This window comes from Pseudomonas sp. TAE6080, from assembly GCF_018732265.1.
GTDB classification, from domain to species: domain Bacteria; phylum Pseudomonadota; class Gammaproteobacteria; order Pseudomonadales; family Pseudomonadaceae; genus Aquipseudomonas; species Aquipseudomonas brenneri.
In genome coordinates this window covers 324,121-345,096 of the sequence record NZ_JAHIDY010000001.1, presented here as the reverse complement: position 1 = coordinate 345,096, position 20,976 = coordinate 324,121, and the positions used below count along the sequence as shown (strand labels likewise).

General features: G+C 61.2%; 19 protein-coding genes and 1 pseudogene. 8 read left to right on the top strand and 12 right to left on the bottom strand.

Annotation, left to right across the window (positions count from 1 at the left end):
• Positions 1-128 precede the first annotated feature (128 nt).
• Positions 129-1,007, bottom strand: coding sequence for a polysaccharide deacetylase family protein (locus KL786_RS01620; RefSeq protein ID WP_048720291.1), 879 nt, complete (start codon positions 1,005-1,007; stop codon positions 129-131).
• 374 nt (positions 1,008-1,381) lie between these two features.
• Here KL786_RS01620 and KL786_RS01615 point away from each other — a divergent pair, with 374 nt between their 5' ends.
• A complete protein-coding gene (locus KL786_RS01615; RefSeq protein ID WP_032859956.1) occupies positions 1,382-2,371 on the top strand; it encodes a GntR family transcriptional regulator in 990 nt (329 codons plus the stop codon).
• A gap of 16 nt (positions 2,372-2,387) precedes the next feature.
• On the opposite strand, the pseudogene KL786_RS29315 reads toward KL786_RS01615, so the two are convergent.
• A pseudogene (locus KL786_RS29315) lies at positions 2,388-2,498 on the bottom strand (outer membrane lipoprotein carrier protein LolA); the annotation flags it as partial.
• A 91-nt stretch (positions 2,499-2,589) separates the two neighbouring features.
• Here KL786_RS29315 and lon point away from each other — a divergent pair.
• The 5 genes from lon to cmoB all read left to right on the top strand — a co-directional run bounded on the left by lon (position 2,590) and on the right by cmoB (position 7,993).
• Complete coding sequence (lon, locus tag KL786_RS01610; RefSeq protein WP_215516508.1) at positions 2,590-5,010, top strand: endopeptidase La; 2,421 nt, start codon at positions 2,590-2,592, stop codon at positions 5,008-5,010.
• 200 nt (positions 5,011-5,210) lie between these two features.
• Positions 5,211-5,603: a protease inhibitor I42 family protein gene (locus KL786_RS01605; RefSeq protein ID WP_215516507.1), complete on the top strand. Its 393-nt coding sequence runs from the start codon at positions 5,211-5,213 to the stop codon at positions 5,601-5,603.
• A 1-nt stretch (position 5,604) separates the two neighbouring features.
• Positions 5,605-6,261 carry a lysoplasmalogenase gene (locus KL786_RS01600; RefSeq protein ID WP_032859959.1) on the top strand — a complete coding sequence of 219 codons (657 nt, stop codon included), beginning with the start codon at positions 5,605-5,607 and terminating at the stop codon, positions 6,259-6,261.
• A 35-nt stretch (positions 6,262-6,296) separates the two neighbouring features.
• A complete protein-coding gene (gene cmoA / locus KL786_RS01595; RefSeq protein ID WP_029297461.1) occupies positions 6,297-7,040 on the top strand; it encodes a carboxy-S-adenosyl-L-methionine synthase CmoA in 744 nt (247 codons plus the stop codon).
• On the top strand, positions 7,037-7,993 hold the full coding sequence (gene cmoB / locus KL786_RS01590; protein ID WP_215516506.1) for a tRNA 5-methoxyuridine(34)/uridine 5-oxyacetic acid(34) synthase CmoB: 957 nt from the start codon (positions 7,037-7,039) through the stop codon (positions 7,991-7,993). The genes cmoA and cmoB overlap by 4 nt, the downstream gene beginning before the upstream one ends.
• A gap of 130 nt (positions 7,994-8,123) precedes the next feature.
• Here the strand turns inward: cmoB and tadA are convergent, their stop codons facing one another.
• From tadA to lptF, 10 genes are all read right to left on the bottom strand, one after another.
• Positions 8,124-8,621 (bottom strand): tRNA adenosine(34) deaminase TadA, encoded by a 498-nt coding sequence (gene tadA, locus KL786_RS01585; RefSeq protein ID WP_215516505.1) that lies wholly within the window; start codon positions 8,619-8,621, stop codon positions 8,124-8,126.
• Positions 8,621-10,000 (bottom strand): multicopper oxidase family protein, encoded by a 1,380-nt coding sequence (locus KL786_RS01580; RefSeq protein ID WP_215516504.1) that lies wholly within the window; start codon positions 9,998-10,000, stop codon positions 8,621-8,623. The genes tadA and KL786_RS01580 overlap by 1 nt, the downstream gene beginning before the upstream one ends.
• 213 nt (positions 10,001-10,213) lie before the next feature.
• On the bottom strand, positions 10,214-10,957 hold the full coding sequence (gene pdxJ / locus KL786_RS01575) for a pyridoxine 5'-phosphate synthase (protein ID WP_032859963.1): 744 nt from the start codon (positions 10,955-10,957) through the stop codon (positions 10,214-10,216).
• Between the two features lie 51 nt (positions 10,958-11,008).
• Complete coding sequence (gene recO, locus KL786_RS01570) at positions 11,009-11,698, bottom strand: DNA repair protein RecO (RefSeq protein WP_032859964.1); 690 nt, start codon at positions 11,696-11,698, stop codon at positions 11,009-11,011.
• Positions 11,699-11,870: 172 nt separating this feature from the next.
• Positions 11,871-12,773, bottom strand: coding sequence for a GTPase Era (gene era / locus KL786_RS01565; RefSeq protein ID WP_029297473.1), 903 nt, complete (start codon positions 12,771-12,773; stop codon positions 11,871-11,873).
• Entirely contained in the window at positions 12,766-13,455 is a 690-nt protein-coding gene (gene rnc / locus KL786_RS01560; RefSeq protein ID WP_029297476.1) for a ribonuclease III, read from the bottom strand. The genes era and rnc overlap by 8 nt, the downstream gene beginning before the upstream one ends.
• A gap of 154 nt (positions 13,456-13,609) precedes the next feature.
• A complete protein-coding gene (gene lepB / locus KL786_RS01555) occupies positions 13,610-14,464 on the bottom strand; it encodes a signal peptidase I (protein ID WP_215516503.1) in 855 nt (284 codons plus the stop codon).
• 5 nt (positions 14,465-14,469) lie between these two features.
• Positions 14,470-16,269 (bottom strand): translation elongation factor 4, encoded by a 1,800-nt coding sequence (gene lepA / locus KL786_RS01550; RefSeq protein WP_032859966.1) that lies wholly within the window; start codon positions 16,267-16,269, stop codon positions 14,470-14,472.
• A gap of 152 nt (positions 16,270-16,421) precedes the next feature.
• Positions 16,422-17,501, bottom strand: coding sequence for an LPS export ABC transporter permease LptG (gene lptG / locus KL786_RS01545; protein WP_032859967.1), 1,080 nt, complete (start codon positions 17,499-17,501; stop codon positions 16,422-16,424).
• On the bottom strand, positions 17,494-18,612 hold the full coding sequence (gene lptF / locus KL786_RS01540) for an LPS export ABC transporter permease LptF (protein WP_215516502.1): 1,119 nt from the start codon (positions 18,610-18,612) through the stop codon (positions 17,494-17,496). Before lptF ends, lptG begins: the two co-directional genes overlap by 8 nt.
• Before the next feature lie 282 nt (positions 18,613-18,894).
• Here lptF and KL786_RS01535 point away from each other — a divergent pair, with 282 nt between their 5' ends.
• Both KL786_RS01535 and KL786_RS01530 read left to right on the top strand, forming a co-directional pair.
• Entirely contained in the window at positions 18,895-20,385 is a 1,491-nt protein-coding gene (locus tag KL786_RS01535; RefSeq protein ID WP_032859969.1) for a leucyl aminopeptidase, read from the top strand.
• Between the two features lie 157 nt (positions 20,386-20,542).
• Positions 20,543-20,971 (top strand): DNA polymerase III subunit chi, encoded by a 429-nt coding sequence (locus KL786_RS01530; RefSeq protein WP_032859970.1) that lies wholly within the window; start codon positions 20,543-20,545, stop codon positions 20,969-20,971.
• The last annotated feature ends 5 nt before the right edge of the window (positions 20,972-20,976 follow it).

The following is a 20,976-nucleotide window of genomic DNA, read 5'->3' as shown; positions in this document are numbered from 1 at the left end:
GTACGCATGGGGCCCCCTGTAGGAGCGAGCTTGCTCGCGAAAAACCCAAGTGCGCCGCGTACATCCAGGATGCCCGCGTCATCGTCAGCGATTTTCGCGAGCAAGCTCGCGCCTACAGGGGGGCCAGGTCAGGTACGGGGTTGGCGGCGGATAAAGTCGTCGGCGATCTCGTCGAAGGTGACGAAGCGCACACCGGCATGGCCCTGGATGTGTTCGATCAAGCGTTCCAGCATCAACAGCACTTGCGGGCGACCGGACACGTCGGGGTGGATGGTCATGGTGAACACCGCGTGTTCGTGCTCGCGGTAGACCCAGTCGAACTGGTCGCGCCACATTTCTTCCAGGTGACGCGGGTTGACGAAGCCGTGGCTGTTGGGGGCTTTCTTGATGAACATCATCGGCGGCAGGTCGTCGAGGTACCAGTTGGCCGGGATCTCCACCAGGTCGGTTTCTTCGCCGCGTACCAGGGGTTTCATCCAGGTATCGGGGTGCTGGCTGTAGTCGATCTTGGTCCAGGTATCGCCCTTGCGCACGTAGTAGGGATGGAAGTCGTTGTGCATCAGGCTGTGGTCGTACTTGATGCCTTTTTTCAGCAGCAACTCATTGGTGACCTTGCTGAACTCCCACCAGGGCGCGACGTAGCCGGTGGGGCGCTTGCCGGTGACCTGGGTGATCAGTTCGATGGACTTGTCGAGGACGATTTCTTCCTGCTCGGCCGTCATGGCGATGGGGTTTTCATGGCTGTAGCCATGCACACCGATTTCGTGGCCGGCGTCGGCCACCGCCTTCATCTGCTCGGGAAAGGTTTCCATCGAGTGGCCAGGGATAAACCAGGTGGTGCGCAGACCATAGCGCTCGAACAACTTGAGCAGGCGCGGCGCGCCGATTTCACCGGCGAACAGGCCACGGGAAATATCGTCCGGGGAGTCTTCGCCGCCATAGGAACCGAGCCAGCCGGCGACCGCGTCGACGTCGACGCCAAATGCACAGAGGATGTCTTTAGCCATGGGGTATCTCCCTTCAAGGTTGATTGCGGCTTCAACGGCCAGGGCGGCCACCACAAAACGTATATATTAATAAAATGTACATTTAACAAAGGCAGATTTCGTGCCAGCCTGTCAGCGTACTCAAGCCCGGGACCGGACGACATGGCCAAGACCTACGGGATAGATGGTGTTGTGTCCGGGAAAAAATCTTGCACCGCATTCGCGATAGGCTTTCAATGAAATAATGTATCTTTTATTAATAAATACATTTTGGTGCAGAAAGGTAACACCCCAACATTCCAGGCCCCAAAAAAGTGCCGCCGATGTGGCGCAGAGTGACAGGCGCATCTATGAGAGAATCCCCGGCCACCGTCCTACATGCCTCAGAGAAAGCAATGAAAGCAGTGTCCGCCTCGGCCTCCCGCTACGCGATGATTCACCAGTTGTTGCGTGATGCGATCGTCAGCGGCACCGCGCGCCACGGGCTGGTCCTGCTGGAGGCGCCGCTGGCCGAACTGTTCGGCACCAGCCGCGTGCCGGTGCGCAAGGCGCTGGACCTGCTGCACACGGAAGGGTTGATCTGCCGTTTCGATGGCCGGGGTTACCTGATCAACCCCGAAGGCCTGGACCTGGAGCCGCTGCGCCTGCCCCTGAGCCATGCACACCTGGGCCTGAACGGCGAAGATGAACTGGTGGACACCCGGCCCCTGGGTGAGCGGATCGTCGAGGAAATCGGCGCGGCGCTGTCCACCTGCATTGCTTTCGGCCACTACCGCCTCGATGAACAGGCCGCCGCCGATCATTACGGCGTCAGCCGCGCGGTGGTGCGTGAAGCCTTGATGCGCCTGCGCGACCGCGGCCTGGTGGAAAAGGAGCCGTACTCGCAATGGCTGGCTGGCCCGCTGACCGCCCGGGAAGTCACTGAAGACTACGAGTTACGCGCCTGCCTGGAGCCGGAAGCCTTGCGCCAGAGTGCGCCGGGCCTGGCGCGCGAGGTGCTCGAAGCCATGTTGCAGCGGGTGATCGACGCGCAAAACAGCGCCCATTGCAGCCTTGAAGACATCGAACAACTCGAAGCCGACCTGCACCAGCACTGCCTGGCGGGCCTGCAGAACCGCAAGATCGCCGCGCTGATCCGCCAGGGCCAGAGCCCGATGATCATCAGCCGGATCTTCTACCGTTTGCTGGGGATCGGCGCAGACCCGGCGATGCTCGCCGAACACCGGCTGATCCTGGAACTGCTGCTGCACGGGGCATTCGATGCGGCGGCACTTAACCTGCGCGAGCATTTGCAACGGGCACGCCAGCGCATGTTGCAGCGGCTGAAGGTGTTGTCGGTGCTGCCGGAGCAGCCATTGCCCGCCTACCTGCACAAAATCAGCTGACCTACCGCGTTCAACTTGTAGGAGCGAGCTTGCTCGCGAAAAACCTGAGAGCGCCGCGTGCATCCAGAAGTCCCGCGTTATCGTTGGCGCTGTTCGCGAGCAAGCTCGCTCCTACAGGTTGGTTAATATCATGCAATTTGTTGCTAACCACGCCGCGCCATTGAAACCACCGCTCACCTGCCCCATCTAACCTGCATACTTCACTATGCAGGTGCCCCATGAGCGACCAGCAAGAATTCCCCGATATCGACCTCAACGACTACGCCGACCCCGAAAACGCCCAAGCTCCGTCGTCCAACACCGGCCTCGCCCTGCCTGGGCAGAACCTGCCGGACAAGGTCTATATCATCCCGATCCACAACCGACCGTTCTTCCCGGCGCAAGTATTGCCGGTGATCGTCAATGAAGAGCCCTGGGCCGAGACCCTGGAGCTGGTAAGCAAATCCGACCATCACTCCCTGGCCCTGTTCTTCATGGACACGCCACCCGAAGACCCACGGCATTTCGATACCTCCGCCCTGCCGCTCTACGGCACCCTGGTGAAGGTCCATCACGCCAGCCGCGAAAACGGTAAGCTGCAATTCGTCGCCCAGGGCCTGACCCGTGTGCGCATCAAGACCTGGCTCAAGCACCATCGCCCGCCGTACCTGGTGGAAGTCGAATACCCGCACCAGCCCACTGAGCCGACCGACGAGGTCAAGGCCTACGGCATGGCGCTGATCAATGCGATCAAGGAACTGCTGCCACTCAACCCGCTGTACAGCGAAGAGCTGAAGAATTACCTCAACCGCTTCAGCCCCAACGACCCGTCGCCCCTGACCGACTTCGCCGCCGCGCTGACCTCGGCCACGGGTAACGAGTTGCAGGAAGTGCTGGACTGCGTGCCCATGCTCAAGCGCATGGAGAAAGTGTTGCCGATGCTGCGCAAAGAGGTGGAAGTTGCGCGCCTGCAAAAGGAGATCTCCGCCGAAGTTAACCGCAAGATCGGCGAGCACCAGCGCGAGTTCTTCCTCAAGGAACAGCTCAAGGTGATCCAGCAAGAGCTGGGGCTGACCAAGGACGATCGCAGCGCCGACGTCGAGCAGTTCGAGCAACGCCTGGAAGGCAAGGTGCTGCCGGCCCAGGCGCAGAAACGCATCGATGAAGAACTGAACAAACTGTCGATCCTGGAAACCGGCTCGCCGGAATACGCGGTCACGCGCAATTACCTGGACTGGGCCACCTCGGTGCCATGGGGCGTGTATGGCGAGGATAAACTCGACCTCAAGCACGCACGCAAGGTCCTGGACAAACACCATGCCGGCCTGGATGACATCAAGAGCCGCATCCTCGAATTCCTCGCCGTCGGCGCCTATAAAGGCGAAGTCGCCGGTTCCATCGTACTGCTGGTGGGTCCGCCAGGCGTGGGCAAGACCAGCGTCGGCAAATCCATTGCCGAGTCCCTGGGCCGGCCGTTCTACCGCTTCAGCGTCGGCGGTATGCGCGACGAAGCCGAGATCAAGGGCCATCGCCGCACCTACATCGGCGCCCTGCCGGGCAAGCTGGTGCAGGCGCTCAAGGATGTGGAGGTGATGAACCCGGTGATCATGCTCGACGAAATCGACAAGATGGGCCAGAGCTTCCAGGGCGACCCGGCCTCGGCGCTGCTGGAAACCCTCGACCCGGAGCAGAACGTCGAATTCCTCGACCACTACCTGGACCTGCGCCTGGACCTGTCCAAAGTGCTGTTCGTGTGTACCGCCAACACCCTGGACTCAATCCCCGGCCCGTTGCTGGACCGGATGGAAGTGATTCGCCTGTCGGGCTATATCACTGAAGAAAAAGTCGCCATCGCCAAGCGTCACCTGTGGCCCAAGCAGTTGGAAAAGGCCGGCGTGGCCAAGAACAGCCTGAGCATCACCGACGGCGCCCTGCGCGCACTGATTGATGGCTACGCCCGCGAAGCCGGGGTGCGCCAGTTGGAGAAACAACTGGGCAAGCTGGTGCGCAAGGCCGTGGTCAAGCTGCTGGACGAGCCGGATTCGGTGATCAAGATCGGCAACAAGGACCTGGAAGGCTCCCTGGGCATGCCGGTGTTTCGCAACGAGCAAGTGCTGTCGGGCACCGGGGTGATTACCGGGCTGGCCTGGACCAGCATGGGTGGCGCGACCTTGCCGATCGAGGCGACGCGCATCCACACGCTCAATCGCGGCTTCAAGCTCACCGGGCAATTGGGTGAAGTGATGAAGGAATCCGCCGAAATCGCCTACAGCTACATCAGCTCCAACCTGAAGTCGTTTGGCGGTGATCCGAAGTTCTTCGATGAAGCCTTCGTCCACCTGCACGTACCGGAAGGCGCCACGCCCAAGGACGGCCCGAGTGCCGGGGTGACCATGGCCAGTGCCCTGCTGTCGCTGGCACGCAACCAGGCGCCGAAAAAAGGCGTGGCCATGACCGGTGAACTGACCCTGACCGGGCATGTGCTACCGATTGGCGGTGTGCGTGAGAAAGTGATTGCGGCGCGGCGCCAGAAGATTCATGAACTGATCCTGCCGGAGCCTAATCGCGGGAGCTTTGAAGAGTTGCCGGAATACCTGAAGGAAGGGATGACGGTGCACTTTGCCAAGCGCTTTGCGGATGTGGCGAAGGTGTTGTTCTGATAGATCTGTAGCGCCTGCACTGGCCTCATCGCGGGCAAGCCCGCTCCCACATTTGACCGAGTGCATCCTTTGGAACGCGGTCGAATGTGGGAGCGGGCTTGCCCGCGATGGCGCCAGCCGCCTCAACACAAAACCCTGCTGTAACACCTTGTCTCATCTTCGGTTATGCTCGCCCTTCGTCGTCAATCAACGGAGCCTTCATGACCGCTGTCCGCCTGCTTCTTCCGTTAAGCCTCGCCCTGCTCGCGGCTTGCGCCAGTGCACCGAAGCAAAACGTCACCGTGGAAAAACAGAGCGCCTGCCCGCTGGTGCTCAAGACCGGGCAAAACCTGATCCTGACCTTGCCCAGCAACCCCACCACCGGCTACCGCTGGGCGATCCAGGATTCGGCCGGCGGCGTGCTGCGCAGCCTGAGTCCCGAGGTCTACAGCAATCCCGAGGATGCCGGCGTGGTCGGTGCCGCGGGGCAATCGACCTGGCGCTTCCAGGCCTTTACCGCCGGTAATGGCCGCCTGCGCCTGACCTCCCAACAACCCTGGGCCCCGGAAGTGAATCCGGTGGACACCTTTGACTGCGCCATTACGGTGAACTGATATGCCATGGATGATTCTTGCGTTGATGGGTGCGGGTACCTTTATCTACGGCCTGAGCACGCACGCGACATTGCTCTGCCTGTTGGTCAAGCCGCTGCCGGTACTGGCGATGTTGGGTTGGCTGCATGATGCGCCGCCCAGCGACTATCGACGCTGGATCAGCCTCGGGTTGATTTTCTCACTGGTGGGCGATGTGTTGCTGGCCTGGCCCGGCGACCTGTTTATCTTTGGCCTCGGCGCGTTTCTGTTTGCGCACCTGGCGTACCTCAAGGCCTATTTCAGCGACTGCCGCCGTGCAGCGCTGCCGGCCTTGATACTGGCGCTGGTGGTGGGCGCGATCTTGCTGAGCATCCTGATTTCCCATGGCCTGGGCGACTTGTTGATTCCGGTGGTGGTGTATGCGCTGGTGATCAGCGCCATGCTCTGGCGTGCGTTGGCCCGGTTGGGCAGCGATGTGCCCAAGCGCTCGGCACAACTGGCGGCCATTGGCGCGGCGTTGTTTGTGTTTTCCGACACGCTGATCGGCATCAACCGCTTTGTGGTGACCTTTGATGCCGCGCCGTATTTGCTGATCATCACCTACTGGCTGGGGCAATGGGGGATCACCGCATCGGCGTTCCATCAGACAACCCGCGCATCCAAGGAGCAAGTTGGCTAAAATGCCGGCCTTTTCCCCTTGTCGCCGGAACAGCCGTGAGCAAAGAACCCGATCGCCTATTCGCCCAGCCCTTGCCCCAGGTGCCGGACTTCGCCTTTAACGAGGACGTGGTGCGGGTATTCCCGGACATGATCAAGCGCTCGGTGCCCGGCTACCCGACCATTGTCGAGAACCTCGGTGTGCTCGCCGCGCAGTTTGCCCAGCCCAATAGCGTGCTGTATGACCTGGGCTCGTCCCTCGGCGCGGTGACCCAGGCCCTGCGCCGCCACGTGCGCACCGACGGTTGCCGGGTGATCGCTGTGGATAACTCGGCGGCGATGGTCGAGCGCTGCCGCGAATACCTCAACGGCCAGGACTCGATGTTCCAGGAGCTGTTGCCGGTGGAGGTGATCGACGGCGATATCCTCGCCCTGCAGTTCCAGCCTGCCTCGGTGGTGGCGCTGAATTTCACCCTGCAATTCATCGCTCCTGAGGAACGCCTGGCGCTGCTTGGGCGGATCCGCCAGGCGCTGCTGCCGGGTGGCGCGCTGATTCTCTCGGAAAAACTGCGCTTCAATGATCCCCAAGAGCATGCGCTGCTCACCGACCTGCATGTGGCGTTCAAGCGCGCCAACGGCTACAGCGAACTGGAAATCGCCCAGAAACGCAGCGCCATCGAAAACGTCATGAAGCCCGACAGCCTCGAAGAACACCGCGAACGCCTGTTGGCGGCCGGGTTCTCGAAAGTCGTGCCGTGGTTCCAGTGTCTTAACTTTGCCTCGTTGATTGCCTTGCCATGATTGATCTATCTCCCCTCGCCCGCCATCTGGTCGGCACTCCCCTGGCCGTTTGGGCCCAAGGCGTGCAAGCGCAACTCGATGCAAAAATGGAAAAGGGCCATGGCGACCTCGCGCGCTGGCAAAGTGCGCTGGACGCATTGCCCAAGATCCTGCCCAGCGAAATCGACCTGCTGAATGGCCTGACCCTCGACACCGATTGCGATGACGCGACCCGCACGCAGATGCATGCCGCGCTGATGGGCCTGAGCCCGTGGCGCAAGGGGCCGTTCGATCTGTTCGGGGTGCATGTGGACACCGAATGGCGCTCGGACTGGAAATGGTCACGGGTCGCGCCGCACCTGAACCTCAAAGGCAAGCGCATCCTCGATGTGGGTTGTGGCAACGGCTATTACATGTGGCGCATGCTCGGCGCCGGTGCCGACAGCGTGATTGGCGTCGATCCCAATTGGCTGTTTTTCTGCCAGTTCCAGGCGGTACAGCGTTACTTGTCGGCCCCCAACGCTTGGCACCTGCCCTTCCCGTTCGAAGACCTGCCGCCGAACATGGAAGGTTTCGACACGGTGTTTTCCATGGGCGTGTTCTACCACCGCCGCTCGCCGATCGAGCACTTGCTGGCACTCAAGGATTGCCTGGTCAAGGGCGGCGAACTGGTGCTGGAAACCTTGGTGATCGAGGGTGACCAGCAGCAGGTGCTGGTGCCGGAAGACCGCTATGCGCAGATGCGCAACGTGTGGTTTCTGCCGTCGGTACCGGCACTGATGTTGTGGCTACGCCGTGCGGGTTTCAGCGATGTACGTTGCGTGGATGTCAGCGTGACCACGGTCGAGGAACAACGTGGGACGGAGTGGATGAAGTATCAGTCGCTGAGTGATTTCCTCGACCCTGAGGATCACAGCAAGACGATTGAAGGGCTGCCGGCGCCGATGCGGGCGGTGATTATCGCCAAGAAATAACCCATCACTGTAGGAGTCTGTTTGCCGGCGATGCAGGCACCGCGGTGTATCAGGCAGACCGAGGTGATGCTATCGCAGGCAAGCCAGCTCCCACATAGACTGGATTGCCAAATTGGGATTTATGGTGTTTTCAGGCCGTGGGCTTGGCCCTTCTGGCCTTGAAGAACTCACTCAACACCGCCCCGCACTCCTCGGCCAACACCCCGCCTTCATACAACACCCGATGATTCAAAAAGCCCTGGGTAAAGAACTGCCCCTGGCTTTGCACAATCCCGGCCTTGGGCTCCAGTGCGCCGTACACCACCCGGGTGATGCGCGAATGCACGATCAGCCCGGCGCACATGCTGCACGGCTCCAGGGTCACATACAGGGTGCTGCCCGGCAGGCGGTAGTTGCTGATGGCCTGGGCGGCGGCGCGGATGGCGACCATTTCGGCGTGGGCGCTGGGGTCGTTGCCGCTGATAGGGCAGTTGAAGCCACGGCCGATGATTTCACCGTCCTGCACCAACACCGCGCCCACCGGCACTTCACCGAGGGCCGCGCCTTGGGCAGCGAGGGCCAGGGCCTCGCGCATGAAGTCCTGGTCGCGGCTGCGGTCGATAATTGCCGTCGGGCGAATCTGGCGCATCACGCCACCTCGATGGCGGCCATCAGGCCGGTTTCCATGTGGTCGATCACATGGCAATGGAACATCCACACCCCAGGGTTATCCGCCACCAACGCCACGCGGGCGCGCTCGTTCTTGCCCAGCAAGTAGGTGTCGGTGAAATACGGCGTGACCTTGTGGCGGTTCGAGGCGATCACCTTGAAACTCATGCCATGCAGGTGGATCGGGTGCTGGTACTGGGTCATGTTTTTCAATTCAAAAATATAGCTCTTGCCCAGTTCCAGCTTGGCAATCGGGCGGTCGGCGCAGGTCTTGTCGGTGATGTCCCAGGCCTGGCCGTTGATCTGCCACAGGCTTGGCGGCCTGTTCTCGACATTGACCGAGACCGAGCCCACCCATTCGAAATTGAAGTTGAGCTTTTCGGCATTGGCCAGGTCCGGCTCGGCAATCGGGTTGGCCGGCAAGGCGGGCGGCCACTCACCGGGCGCATCCGTATTGGCCACCGAGCGGAAGGTACCCAGGCGCACCGGACCATTGCGGATCGACAGTTCTTCGCCGGCCGGCGGAGCCTTGATCGCCAGGCAAATGCGCATGCCCGGGCCCAGCCAATAGTCCTTGCCCAGCGGCCGTGGCTCGATAGGGTTGCCATCCAGCGCATAGATCTGCGCTTCAACATTGGGGATATTCAGGCGATAGGTCAGCGTGTTGTCGAGGTTGAGCAGGCGCACACGGGTGATTTGCCCGGCCGGCAGGTCGATGACCGCCTGCGGTACACCGTTGATGGTCGACAGGCGCCCAGCGGTACCGCCACGGGCTGCTTCGCGGGGGATGCTGAATTCGACAAACTCACCCTGTTCGTCGATGTGCCAGTTTTTCAGGCTCAGGGTGCGCTCATGCTTGAAGCCGGTGGGCTCGCGCTCTTCGACAATCAACGGGCCGACCAGGCCGCGGCCCAGTTCTTCGCTGCTGCTCACATGGGGGTGATACCAGTAGCTGCCGGCATCCGGAACGCGGAATTGGTAGTCGAAATACTCGCCGGGCAACACCGGCAATTGCGAAACGTACGGCACGCCGTCCATTTCCAGGGGTAGGCGGATGCCGTGCCAGTGGATGGTGGTGGCGACCGGCAGGTGGTTGATAAACCGCACCCGCAGCCACTCGCCCTGGCGCACGCGCAACTCGGTACCCGGTGCCGAGGGGCCGAATGCCCAGGCCTGGGTTGTGTGCCCCGGTACCAGTTCCACATCCAGGGGCGCGGCGATCAGCTCGTAATCGCGCCCGACGCTGGCGTCCGCGACTTTCCCCAGCCAGTAGCGATAGGCGCCACCGGCACCGACGCCCACCACTGCCAGGCCGGCGAGGCCACCAAGGATTTGTCGACGGGAAAAGGATCGGGACACAACAACCTCACGTATCTGCGCGGGCGCAAGGCCCGCAAAGGGCAAATACGATACACCCCCGCCGGCTAAACAGTAAGGCTTCGCATTGCCGCATGAAACCCGTAGGAGCGAGCTTGCTCGCGAAAAACCTGAGAACAGCGCGGGGAACCAGACTCCCCGCGTCATCGTTGACGACCTTCGCGAGCAAGCTCGCTCCTACAGGTTGATCGACGGTCAGTGCTTGGCGGCGGCCAGGATCAGCGCTTTCATCTCGGCAACCGCACCTTTGAAACCGACGAACAGCGCATGGGCGACCAGCGCGTGGCCGATGTTCAGTTCGTTGATGCCCTTGATCGCCGCCACGGCTTCGACGTTGTGGTAGTGCAGGCCATGGCCGGCGTTGACGATCAGGCCCTCGCGCAAGCCGCAGGCCACACCGTCGATGATGCGTTGCAGTTCGTCGGCGACCTCGGTCGGGGTGGTGGCATCGGCGTAGCGGCCGGTATGCAACTCGATGGCCGGCGCTCCCACGCGGCGCGAGGCTTCGATCTGCCGCTCATCGGCGTCGATAAACAGCGAAACCTCACTGCCAATCTGCGACAGGCGCTCGACCGCCGCCTTGATCCGCGCTTCCTGGCCGGCCACGTCCAGGCCGCCTTCGGTGGTCAGTTCCTGACGGGTTTCCGGGACCAGGCAGATATGCGCCGGGCGGATGCGCTCGGCGAAGGCCATCATTTCTTCGGTGATGCCCATTTCGAAGTTCATGCGGGTTTGCAGCACGTCCTTGAGCACCAGCACGTCGCGCTCCTGGATGTGCCGGCGGTCTTCGCGCAGGTGCACGGTGATCCCGTCGGCGCCTGCTTCTTCGGCGTCCAGTGCGGCCTTGACCGGATCAGGGTAACGGGTGCCCCGGGCCTGGCGCAGGGTGGCAACGTGGTCGATGTTGACGCCAAGAAGAATGCGATTGCTGGTGGTCACGGAAGCGCTCCTGAAAAGGGAAAGAATCGGCGCACAGCATACACGGGGATGTCAGGGCTTTCGAAACAACTCGCGACTGACCAACGGCCGGCCGCCCAGATGCACGGCCAGGGCCTGGCGCATCAGGCGCTTGGCAGCAGACAGGGCGCCAGGGGCGCTCCAGTCGGCCTCGGCCATGGCCAACAACTCGGTGCCCTGGAACAGACCGGGTTGCAGCAGGTAGACGCGCTCCAGGCCGGCGTCCACTTGCAGGCGGTACATGCCATCGGCCGCGATGGGCTCGCCGTGCAAGTCGTTGTTGAGTTCGAAGCCGTAGCCCAGGTCGTCGAGCAGGCGCCATTCGAAGGCGCGCAGCAGCGGCTCCAGCGGGCGGCCTTCGGCCAGGGCCAACAAGGTGGCGGCGTAGTGATCGAAGACCGCAGGGTGCGGGTCTTCGGCGGGCAGCAGGCGGATCAGCAGCTCGTTGAGGTAGAGGCCGCTGAACAGCGCCTCGCCATTGAGCCAGGCCGAGGTGCCGATGCTTTCCAGGCGCCCGACGTTTTTCAGCTCGCCCTTGCCACGAAACTCCACGTCCAGCGCCACGAATGGCCGCGCCAGCGTGCCCGCCTTGCCCCGCGCACTGCGCAACACCGCGCGCAGGCGGCCTTGAGGCGTGAGGAAATCCACCAGGGCGCTGGTCTCGCGGTAGGCGCGGCTGTGCAGGACGTAAGCGGGTTGGCTGGGGGGTGGGGATTGGGACATGAATGTCTCTTCGCAGAACTTAAGAACAGCGATAAACCAATGTGGGAGCTGGCTTGCCTGCGATGCAGACGCCTCGATGTATCAAGTAGACCGAGGCGATGCTATCGCAGGCAAGCCAGCTCCCACACAAGCCCGCTCCCACATTTTGTCCTGCGATGTGACTGGAGACTGATTACAGGTCGCCGTAGCCCAGGGAGCGCAGTGCGCGCTCGTCATCGGACCAGCCACCCTTAACCTTCACCCACAGGTTAAGCATGATTTTGGAATCGAACAGCAATTCCATGTCCTTGCGCGCTTCGGTGCCGATGCGCTTGATGCGCTCGCCCTTGTCGCCAATGATGATTTTCTTCTGGCCGTCACGTTCGACGAGGATCAACGCATGAATGTGCAGAGTCTTGCCCTGCTGCTTGAACTCTTCGATTTCCACGGTGATCTGGTACGGCAGCTCGGCGCCCATCTGGCGCATGATTTTCTCGCGTACCAGCTCGGCGGCGAGGAATCGGCTGCTGCGGTCGGTGATCTGGTCTTCCGGGAAGAAGTGCTCGTTCTCCGGCAGGTAGCCTGCGATCACGCGCTCCAGGGCTTCGAGGTTGTGCCCGTGCTGGGCCGAGATCGGCATGATCTGGGCGTTCGGCAGTTGTTCCTGCAACCAGCTCAGGTGCGGCATCAGCTCGGCTTTGTCTTCGATGCGGTCGGTCTTGTTCAACGCGACGATCAACGGCCCGGTGACGTACTGCACACGCTCCAGCACCATCTGGTCTTCATCGGTCCACTTGGTGCGGTCGACCACGAAGATCACCACGTCGACGTCTTTCAGCGCGGCCGAAGCGGTCTTGTTCATGTAGCGGTTCAGGGCTTTCTCGCCGCCTTTGTGCATACCCGGGGTGTCGACGTAGACCGCTTGCACGTTGCCTTCGGTCTTGATGCCCAGCATGTTGTGACGGGTGGTCTGCGGCTTGCGCGAGGTGATCGCCAGCTTCTGCCCCAGGATATGGTTCAGCAGCGTGGACTTGCCCACGTTGGGACGGCCGACGATGGCAACATAGCCACAGCGTGTTGCGGTTGAATCAGTCATGGCCATTCTCCACGCCCAGGGCAATCAGTGCTGCAGCGGCCGCTACCTGTTCGGCAATACGACGGCTCACACCCTGACCTCGGCTTTTTTCGTTCAATAAGGTGACTTCGCATTCGACGAAGAACACACGGCAGTGCGGTTCACCCTGGATATCCACCACTTCGTAGCGTGGCAGTTCGCAGCCGCGCGACTGCAAGAATTCCTGCAGGCGGGTCTTGGGATCCTTGTTGGTATCCACCAGGGTCAGGCTGTCGATTTCCGACGCCAGCCAGGCCATGACCCGCTCCTTGGCGACTTCCATCCCGGCATCCAGGTAGATCGCACCGATCAGGGCTTCCAGGGCATCGGCCAGGATCGACTCGCGACGGAAACCGCCGCTCTTCAACTCACCAGAACCCAGGCGCAGGTATTCGCCCAGGTCAAAACCACGGGCCAGCACGGCCAGGGTCTCGCCCTTCACCAGGCGCGCGCGCAGGCGCGACAACTGGCCTTCACGGGCCAGGGGGAAGCGGTTGAACAGGGCTTCGCCAGCGGCGAAGTTAAGGATGGCATCACCGAGGAATTCCAGGCGTTCATTGTTGCGCCCGGCAAAACTGCGGTGTGTGAGGGCAAGGACCATCAATTCCTGGTCCTTGAAGGTGTAGCCGAGCTGACGCTCAAGACGACTCAAAGAAACGCTCACGGTTTACCTACTTTCAGTACGTGGCGGCAAAGGCCATCGACGATTAACGCTGTGTTCAAATTCAAATCCTGGCAATGCTGTGTATTGCTCGAAGCCGGACCAATGTCCAAGCCCCAGAAAAGCATTCGGCGCTGTGTTCACAGCGCCGCATGGATTACTTGATCAGCCCCACCCGCGAGAAGTTCGGCAGGTGGCTGAGTTTGGGTTCCGGCCAGCTCATCCAGACCGCGAAGGCCTTGCCGACGATGTTCTGGTCGGGAACCATGCCCAGCAGCTCCTTGGGAATGCTTGGATCATCCCAGTAGCGGCTGTCATTGGAGTTGTCGCGGTTGTCGCCCATCATGAAGTAATGCCCGGCAGGCACTGTCCACTGGTTGTCGGGCGGCGAACGGTAGCGGCTCATTTCCTTGCGGATCTGGTGCTCTACCGCCCCGAGTTTCTCCTCGTACAGCTCGGCGCTGCCCAGGGTGTTCGGCTCGGAGCCGATGAGTTTCTCGGCCACCGACTCGCCATTGACGAACAGGCGCTTGTCGCTGGCGTAGCGAATCACGTCACCCGGCAGGCCAACCACACGCTTGATGTAGTTGACGTTCGGGTCGCTTGGGTAGCGAAACACCATCACATCGCCGCGCTGCGGATCACCCACCTCGATGATTTTCTTGTCGATCACCGGCAAGCGGATCCCGTAGGAAAACTTGTTCACCAGGATGAAGTCGCCGACATCCAGGGTTGGCTTCATCGACCCCGAAGGGATCTGGAACGGCTCCACCAGAAACGAGCGCAGCACCAGCACGATGAACAACACCGGGAAGAACGACTTGCCGTATTCAACCAGCAAGGGCTCTTTGTTGAGCTTCTCGATCACCACGCCATCGGGCTGGCTGACGCTGCCCTGATAGGACGCGATGGCCGCCCGACGACGCGGGGCGAAGAACAGCAGATCGAGCAGCGCCAAGAGACCACAGACGGCGACGGCGATGACCAGCAACAGCGGGAAATTTAGTGACATAGGACCTAACTATCCAACCTGAGCACCGCAAGGAAGGCTTCTTGTGGAATTTCCACGTTGCCCACTTGCTTCATGCGTTTTTTACCGGCCTTTTGCTTCTCAAGCAGCTTGCGCTTACGGCTCACGTCGCCGCCATAGCATTTGGCCAGTACGTTCTTTCTGAGTGCCTTGACGGAGGTCCGCGCAATGATCTGCCCGCCAATGGCGGCCTGGATCGCGACGTCGAACATCTGGCGCGGAATCAGTTCCTTCATCTTCTCGGTCAGTTGGCGACCTTTGTAGTGCGCATTGTCCTTGTGGACGATGAGCGCCAGGGCATCAACCTTGTCACCGTTGATCAATACATCGAGCTTCACCAGATTGGCCGATTGGTAGCGGTCAAAATGGTAATCCAGCGAAGCATAGCCGCGACTGGTGGATTTGAGGCGGTCAAAGAAGTCCAGGACCACTTCGTTCATCGGCAAATCATAGGTCACTTGTACCTGGGTACCGAGGAACAGCATGTCGTGCTGCACGCCACGCTTTTCGATACACAGGGTAATGACGTTACCCAGGTGCTCTTGCGGCACAAGAATATTGGCCCGCACGATCGGTTCGCGCATGTCTTCGATGGACGACAGATCCGGCAGCTTGGACGGGTTGTCGACGTAAATCGTTTCACCGGTTTTGAGCAACAGCTCAAAAATAACCGTTGGCGCGGTGGTGATCAGGTCCAGGTCGTACTCGCGCTCCAGGCGCTCCTGGATGATTTCCATGTGCAGCATGCCCAGGAACCCGCAGCGGAAACCGAAGCCCAAGGCGTCGGAGCTTTCCGGGGTGTACTGCAACGACGAGTCGTTGAGGGTCAGCTTTTGCAGGGCTTCGCGGAAATCCTCGAAGTCGTCGGAGCTGACCGGGAACAGGCCGGCGTAGACCTGTGGCTGGATGCGCTTGAAACCTGGCAGCACATCGACGTCCGGCGTGGAGCTGAGCGTCAGGGTGTCACCAACCGGTGCACCGTGGATGTCCTTGATACCGGCGATGATGAAGCCTACTTCACCGGCTTTCAGATCAGTGGTAGCGGTGTGTTTCGGGTTGAATACACCGACGCTGTCCACCAGGTGGATCTTGCCGGTGGACTTGACCAGGATCTTGTCGCCCTTCTTCACCCGGCCATGGCGCACACGTACCAGGGACACAACGCCCAGGTAGTTGTCGAACCAGGAGTCGATGATCAACGCTTGCAGCGGATCTTCGTAGTTGCCGGTTGGCGCGGGAATGGTCTTGACCAGGCGTTCGAGCACTTCGTCGACGCCCAGGCCGGTCTTGGCGCTGCACTCGACGGCGTCGGTGGCGTCAATGCCGATGATTTTTTCGATTTCTTCTTTCACTCGGTCCGGATCGGCCTGTGGCAGGTCGATCTTGTTCAGCACCGGCATGACTTCCAGGCCCTGCTCGATAGCGGTGTAGCAGTTGGCCACGGACTGGGCTTCTACGCCCTGCCCCGCGTCCACTACCAGCAACGCACCTTCACAGGCCGCCAGGGAACGGCTGACTTCGTAGGTGAAGTCGACGTGGCCCGGGGTGTCAATGAAGTTCAACTGGTACTTGATACCGTCTTTGGCGGTGTAGTACAGGGTAACGCTGTGGGCCTTGATGGTGATCCCGCGCTCGCGTTCGAGGTCCATGGAGTCCAGGACCTGGGCTTCCATTTCACGCTCGGCAAGGCCGCCGCACATCTGGATGAATCGATCGGCCAGCGTCGACTTACCATGGTCAATGTGGGCGATGATGGAGAAATTGCGGATATGACTCAAATCACTCACGGATCAACACTCAAAAAGGCTGCAGGCAGATTGCCCGCTGAAAAATAGCCGGGAATTGTACCTGATGCTCGGGCCAGACGTCATCTTTGGCGACCAATAACAAAAATGCCCCACTCTTGCGAACGGGGCATTTTTTGCTCAACAACGGCGGATCAACCGGCCCGCCGCAGCAGCCAGAACCCGGCCAGGGCACAGATGCCGGTCGGCACCAGCACCGCAAACAGCGGCGAGAAGCCAAATACCAGACTCGACGGCCCCAACAGATCCTGGGCAATGCGGAAGGTGAAACCGACCAATACCCCGGTAAATACACGCTGGCCCAGGGTTACCGAGCGCAACGGGCCGAAAATAAACGAAATCGCCATCAGCACCAGCGCAGCTGTCACCACCGGTTGCAACACCTTGACCCAAAATGCCAGCCAGTAACGACCGTTGTTCAGGCCCTGTTCCTTGAGGTAGTGGATATAGCTCCACAGACCGGAGATCGGCAGGCTTTCGGGGATCATCACCACCGTATTGAGCAGTTCCGGCTTGAGCGCGATGTCCCAGGCCTGCGTCGGTTCGTTGATCACCTCGGTGCTGGCCTCGGTGCCTTTACCAGGGTTGCGGAAATGCGTAGTGGTCACATCGCTCAACACCCACTGGTTATCACTGAACTGTGCCCGTTTGGCAAAGCTCGACGACAGCATGTGGCGTTCTTCATCAAAACGATAACGGGTGACACCGACCAACAGGCCGCCGGGTTGCACCGCGTTGATGTGAATGAATTCATCACCCTGGCGGTGCCACAGGCCCCGCTTGGAACTCTGGGCATCGCCCGAGCCCTGGGCCAGCGCACGGTTGGCCTGGGCCGTGGTTTCCGCCGGTGGCGCCACGTATTCGCCGATCAGCACGCTGGCAGCCATCAGCAGCAACATGGGTTTCATCACGGCCCAGACGATACGGGCAACGGACACCCCGGCCGCACGCATGATGGTCAGCTCGCTGTTGCTGGCCAGGCTGCCCAGGCCGATCAGGCAACCGATCAGCGCGGCCATCGGCATCATGTCGTAGAGGCGGCGCGGCGCGGTCAGCGCTACGTAGCTCAGTACGTCAGTGACCGTATAGGTATCGGTGACGTTGCCCACTTCATCAATGAAGGCAAACAACGACGCCAGGCCAAGAATGATGCCCAATACCGCCAGGATGGCGACCAGTACGCTGCTACCGATGTAGCGATCCAACTTACCCACGAGCCATCTCCTTCATGCCGCGACGGCTCTGCATTTTCAAACGAATCGGTTCCCAGTACAGCAGGCCCAGGCCAATCACCAGGAAGATGCCGTGGACCCACCACAACCCCAGGGTCGGCGACAGCTTGCCCTTCTCCAGGGAGCCACGGGCAGAAATCAGGATGGTCAGGTAGGCCATGTACAGCAGGATCGCCGGCAGCAACTTGAGGAAGCGGCCCTGGCGCGGGTTGACCCGGGACAGCGGCACCGCCATCAAGGTGACGATAAACACCAGCAACGGCAGGGAAATGCGCCATTGCAACTCGGCAATTGCCCGCAATTGGTTATTGCCGATCAGATCCAGGGTCGGGATGGCATCACGGTCGGTAACCTCGTTGCTCACATCCGGCCGGGCCAGCATGACCCCGTAGGTGTCGTACTTGATGGCGCGGTAATCGGCCTGGCCGGGGCTGCCGTCGTAGCGATAGCCGTTTTCCAGGATCAGGTAGCGGCTGCCGTCCGGACGCACTTCCTGGCGCCCGCTATCGGCCACCAAGACGGAAATGCCACGGTCTTTCTTATCCTGGCCCAGGCGCTTCTCGGAGATGAATACACCGCCGAGGTTGGCCCGATCATCGGTCATGCGCTCGGTATAGGTCACGCGGGTGCCATCGTTGAGGGCCTGGAAGCGACCCGGTTCGAGGGTGTCGAACTCGGTCATGGCGTCCTGTTTATTGAGCACCAGTTGAAACTGCATGGCACCCTGGGGGGCCAGGCTCAGGCTCAGCCAGGCCACCACCAGCGCCACGCCGGTGGCCGGGACCATGGTCATGGCCAGCAGGCGCTGCTGGCTCATGCCGGTGGCCGACAGCACGGTCATCTCGCTTTCGAGGTAGAGCCGGCCATAGGCCAGCAGGATCCCGAGAAACAGGCCCAGCGGCAGGATCAACTGCAAAAAGCCTGGCAGGCGAAAGCCCATGATCAGGAACAGCGAACCCGGATCCAGGGCACCCGAGGCGGCCTGGGCCAGGTATTTGACGAAACGACCACTCATGATGATGACCAGCAATACCGCACTCACGGCACTCAGGGTCAGCAGAACTTCGCGGGACAGATAACGGAAGACGATCAAACCAGACACTCCAGGGTTGTCAGGCTAAGGCGGCCAAACAAGCAAGCATATCAAGTCGCCCCGTTGACACGGGCCGGCGAAAAAGATGGCGCATTATCCTGTGATTGTCCGCGCCTGTCACGGAGCTTGCTCACACCGGTGCACAAAGCTGGCGTCAAGGGTTGTCAGGCCTGGGCGGCGCGGTACAAACTGCGGGCTTTGTCGCGGTCGCCTACAGGTGGCCCAGCCTACAGGCCGGAGTACAGACTCCAGGCTCTTTGACCTTATATAAGGGACCCGAACATGGAATTGGTTGTAAAAAGCGTTAGCCCCGAAACGTTGAAGACCGCCACCCTCGTGGTCGCCGTCGGCGAAGGCCGCAAGCTCGGCGCCGCCGCCAAGCAAGTCGACGAACTGAGCGGTGGGGCCATCAGCGCCGTGCTCAAGCGTGGCGACCTGGCCGGCAAAGTCGGGCAAAGCCTGCTGCTGCAAAGCCTGCCTAACCTCAAAGCCGACCGCGTATTGCTGGTAGGCGTGGGCAAGGACGCCGAACTGGGCGACCGCCCGTTCCGCAAGATCATCAGCGCCATCCTCAGCACCCTCAAGGGCCTGGGCGGCAGCGATGCGGCACTGGCGCTGGACGAAATCGTGGTCAAGGGCCGCGACAGCTATGGCAAGACTCGCCTGCTGGCCGAAACCCTGCTGGATGGTGGCTACACCTTCGACCAGTTCAAGAGCCAGAAAGCCGAACCCCGCGCCCTGAAGAAAATCACCCTGCTGACCATCAAGGCCGCCCAGGCTGAAGTGCAGCGCGCCGCGACCCACGCCCAGGCCATCGCTGCCGGCATGGCGTTCACCCGCGACTTGGGCAATATGCCACCAAACATCTGCCACCCGACCTACCTCGGCGAACAGGCCAAGGCCCTGGGCAAAGAGTTCAAGGGCCTGAAGGTCGAGGTCCTGGACGAGAAGAAGATCAAGGAACTGGGCATGGGCTCGTTCTATGCCGTGGGCCAGGGCAGCGACCAGCCGCCACGCCTGATCGTCATGCAATACAACGGCGGCAAGAAAGCCGACAAGCCGTTCGCCCTGGTTGGCAAAGGCATCACCTTTGATACCGGCGGCATCAGCCTCAAGCCTGGCGCCGGCATGGACGAAATGAAGTACGACATGGGCGGCGCCGCCAGTGTCTTCGGTACCCTGCGTGCCGTGCTCGAACTCAAACTGCCGATCAACCTGGTGTGCATCCTGGCTTGCGCCGAGAACATGCCGAGCGGCGGTGCTGCCCGTCCAGGCGATATCGTCACCACCATGAGCGGCCAGACCGTGGAAATCCTCAACACCGACGCCGAAGGCCGCCTGGTGCTGTGCGATGCCCTGACCTACGCCGAGCGCTTCAAGCCGCAGGCGGTGATCGACATCGCCACCTTGACCGGCGCCTGTATCGTCGCCCTGGGTTCCCATACCTCGGGCCTTTTGGGCAACAACGACGAGTTGGTCGAGCAACTGCTCAGCGCCGGCAAGGCTGCCGACGACCGCGCCTGGCAATTGCCGCTGTTCGATGAGTACCAGGAGCAACTGGACAGCCCATTCGCCGACATCGCCAACATTGGCGGGCCAAAGGCCGGCACCATCACCGCCGCCTGCTTCCTGTCGCGTTTTGCCAAGAACTTCAACTGGGCCCACCTGGATATCGCCGGCACTGCCTGGACCAGCGGCGGCAAGGACAAGGGCGCTACCGGTCGTCCGGTTCCGCTGCTGACCCAATACCTGCTGGATCGCGCCAAGGCCTAAACCTCACAGCCACTGCTTGACCCTGTAGGAGCGAGCTTGCTCGCGAAAAACGTCAACGATAACGCGTACAGCCTGAATAAACGCGTTGCTCTTGAGTTCTTCGCGAGCAAGCTCGCTCCTACAGGGGAAAGCAGGCAAGGCTGCTCCAGGACATGTAATGACCCAAGTCGACTTCTATATATTGCCCAGCGCCGATCCGTCGGCTCGCTTGGACTTTGCCTGCAAGCTCACGGAAAAGGCCTGGCGCATGGGCCACCGCATCTACCTGCATTGCAGCGATGCCGCCCAACGTGACGACCTTGATGCCCGCCTGTGGCGCTTCAAGGGCGAGAGCTTCGTGCCCCACGGCCCAGCAGAATCGGAGCCAGACGGTTTGGTGGCATTGGGTCTGGGCGACAGTTGCGGCGATCACCATGACCTGCTGGTCAACCTGGACCTGAAAGTGCCGGCCTTCGCCAAGGGTTTCGCCCGCGTAGCGGAAGTGGTGGTGGAAGATCCGGCTATTCGTCAGGCCGCGCGGGAGAGTTTCCGTTTCTACCGCGAACAGGGCTATTCTCTGCAAGATCACCGATTACAGCGACTCTGAGCACA

Excerpts from the sequence above, each read along its gene's own strand:
- KL786_RS01620 (WP_048720291.1), bottom strand. The coding sequence starts at position 1,007 with ATGGCTAAAGACATCCTCTGTGCATTTGGCGTCGACGTCGACGCGGTC.
- KL786_RS01615 (WP_032859956.1), top strand. The coding sequence starts at position 1,382 with ATGAAAGCAGTGTCCGCCTCGGCCTCCCGCTACGCGATGATTCACCAG.
- lon (WP_215516508.1), top strand. The coding sequence starts at position 2,590 with ATGAGCGACCAGCAAGAATTCCCCGATATCGACCTCAACGACTACGCC.
- KL786_RS01605 (WP_215516507.1), top strand. The coding sequence starts at position 5,211 with ATGACCGCTGTCCGCCTGCTTCTTCCGTTAAGCCTCGCCCTGCTCGCG.
- KL786_RS01600 (WP_032859959.1), top strand. The coding sequence starts at position 5,605 with ATGCCATGGATGATTCTTGCGTTGATGGGTGCGGGTACCTTTATCTAC.
- cmoB (WP_215516506.1), top strand. The coding sequence starts at position 7,037 with ATGATTGATCTATCTCCCCTCGCCCGCCATCTGGTCGGCACTCCCCTG.
- tadA (WP_215516505.1), bottom strand. The coding sequence starts at position 8,621 with ATGCGCCAGATTCGCCCGACGGCAATTATCGACCGCAGCCGCGACCAG.
- recO (WP_032859964.1), bottom strand. The coding sequence starts at position 11,698 with ATGTCCCAATCCCCACCCCCCAGCCAACCCGCTTACGTCCTGCACAGC.
- era (WP_029297473.1), bottom strand. The coding sequence starts at position 12,773 with ATGACTGATTCAACCGCAACACGCTGTGGCTATGTTGCCATCGTCGGC.
- lepB (WP_215516503.1), bottom strand. The coding sequence starts at position 14,464 with ATGTCACTAAATTTCCCGCTGTTGCTGGTCATCGCCGTCGCCGTCTGT.
- KL786_RS01535 (WP_032859969.1), top strand. The coding sequence starts at position 18,895 with ATGGAATTGGTTGTAAAAAGCGTTAGCCCCGAAACGTTGAAGACCGCC.
- KL786_RS01530 (WP_032859970.1), top strand. The coding sequence starts at position 20,543 with ATGACCCAAGTCGACTTCTATATATTGCCCAGCGCCGATCCGTCGGCT.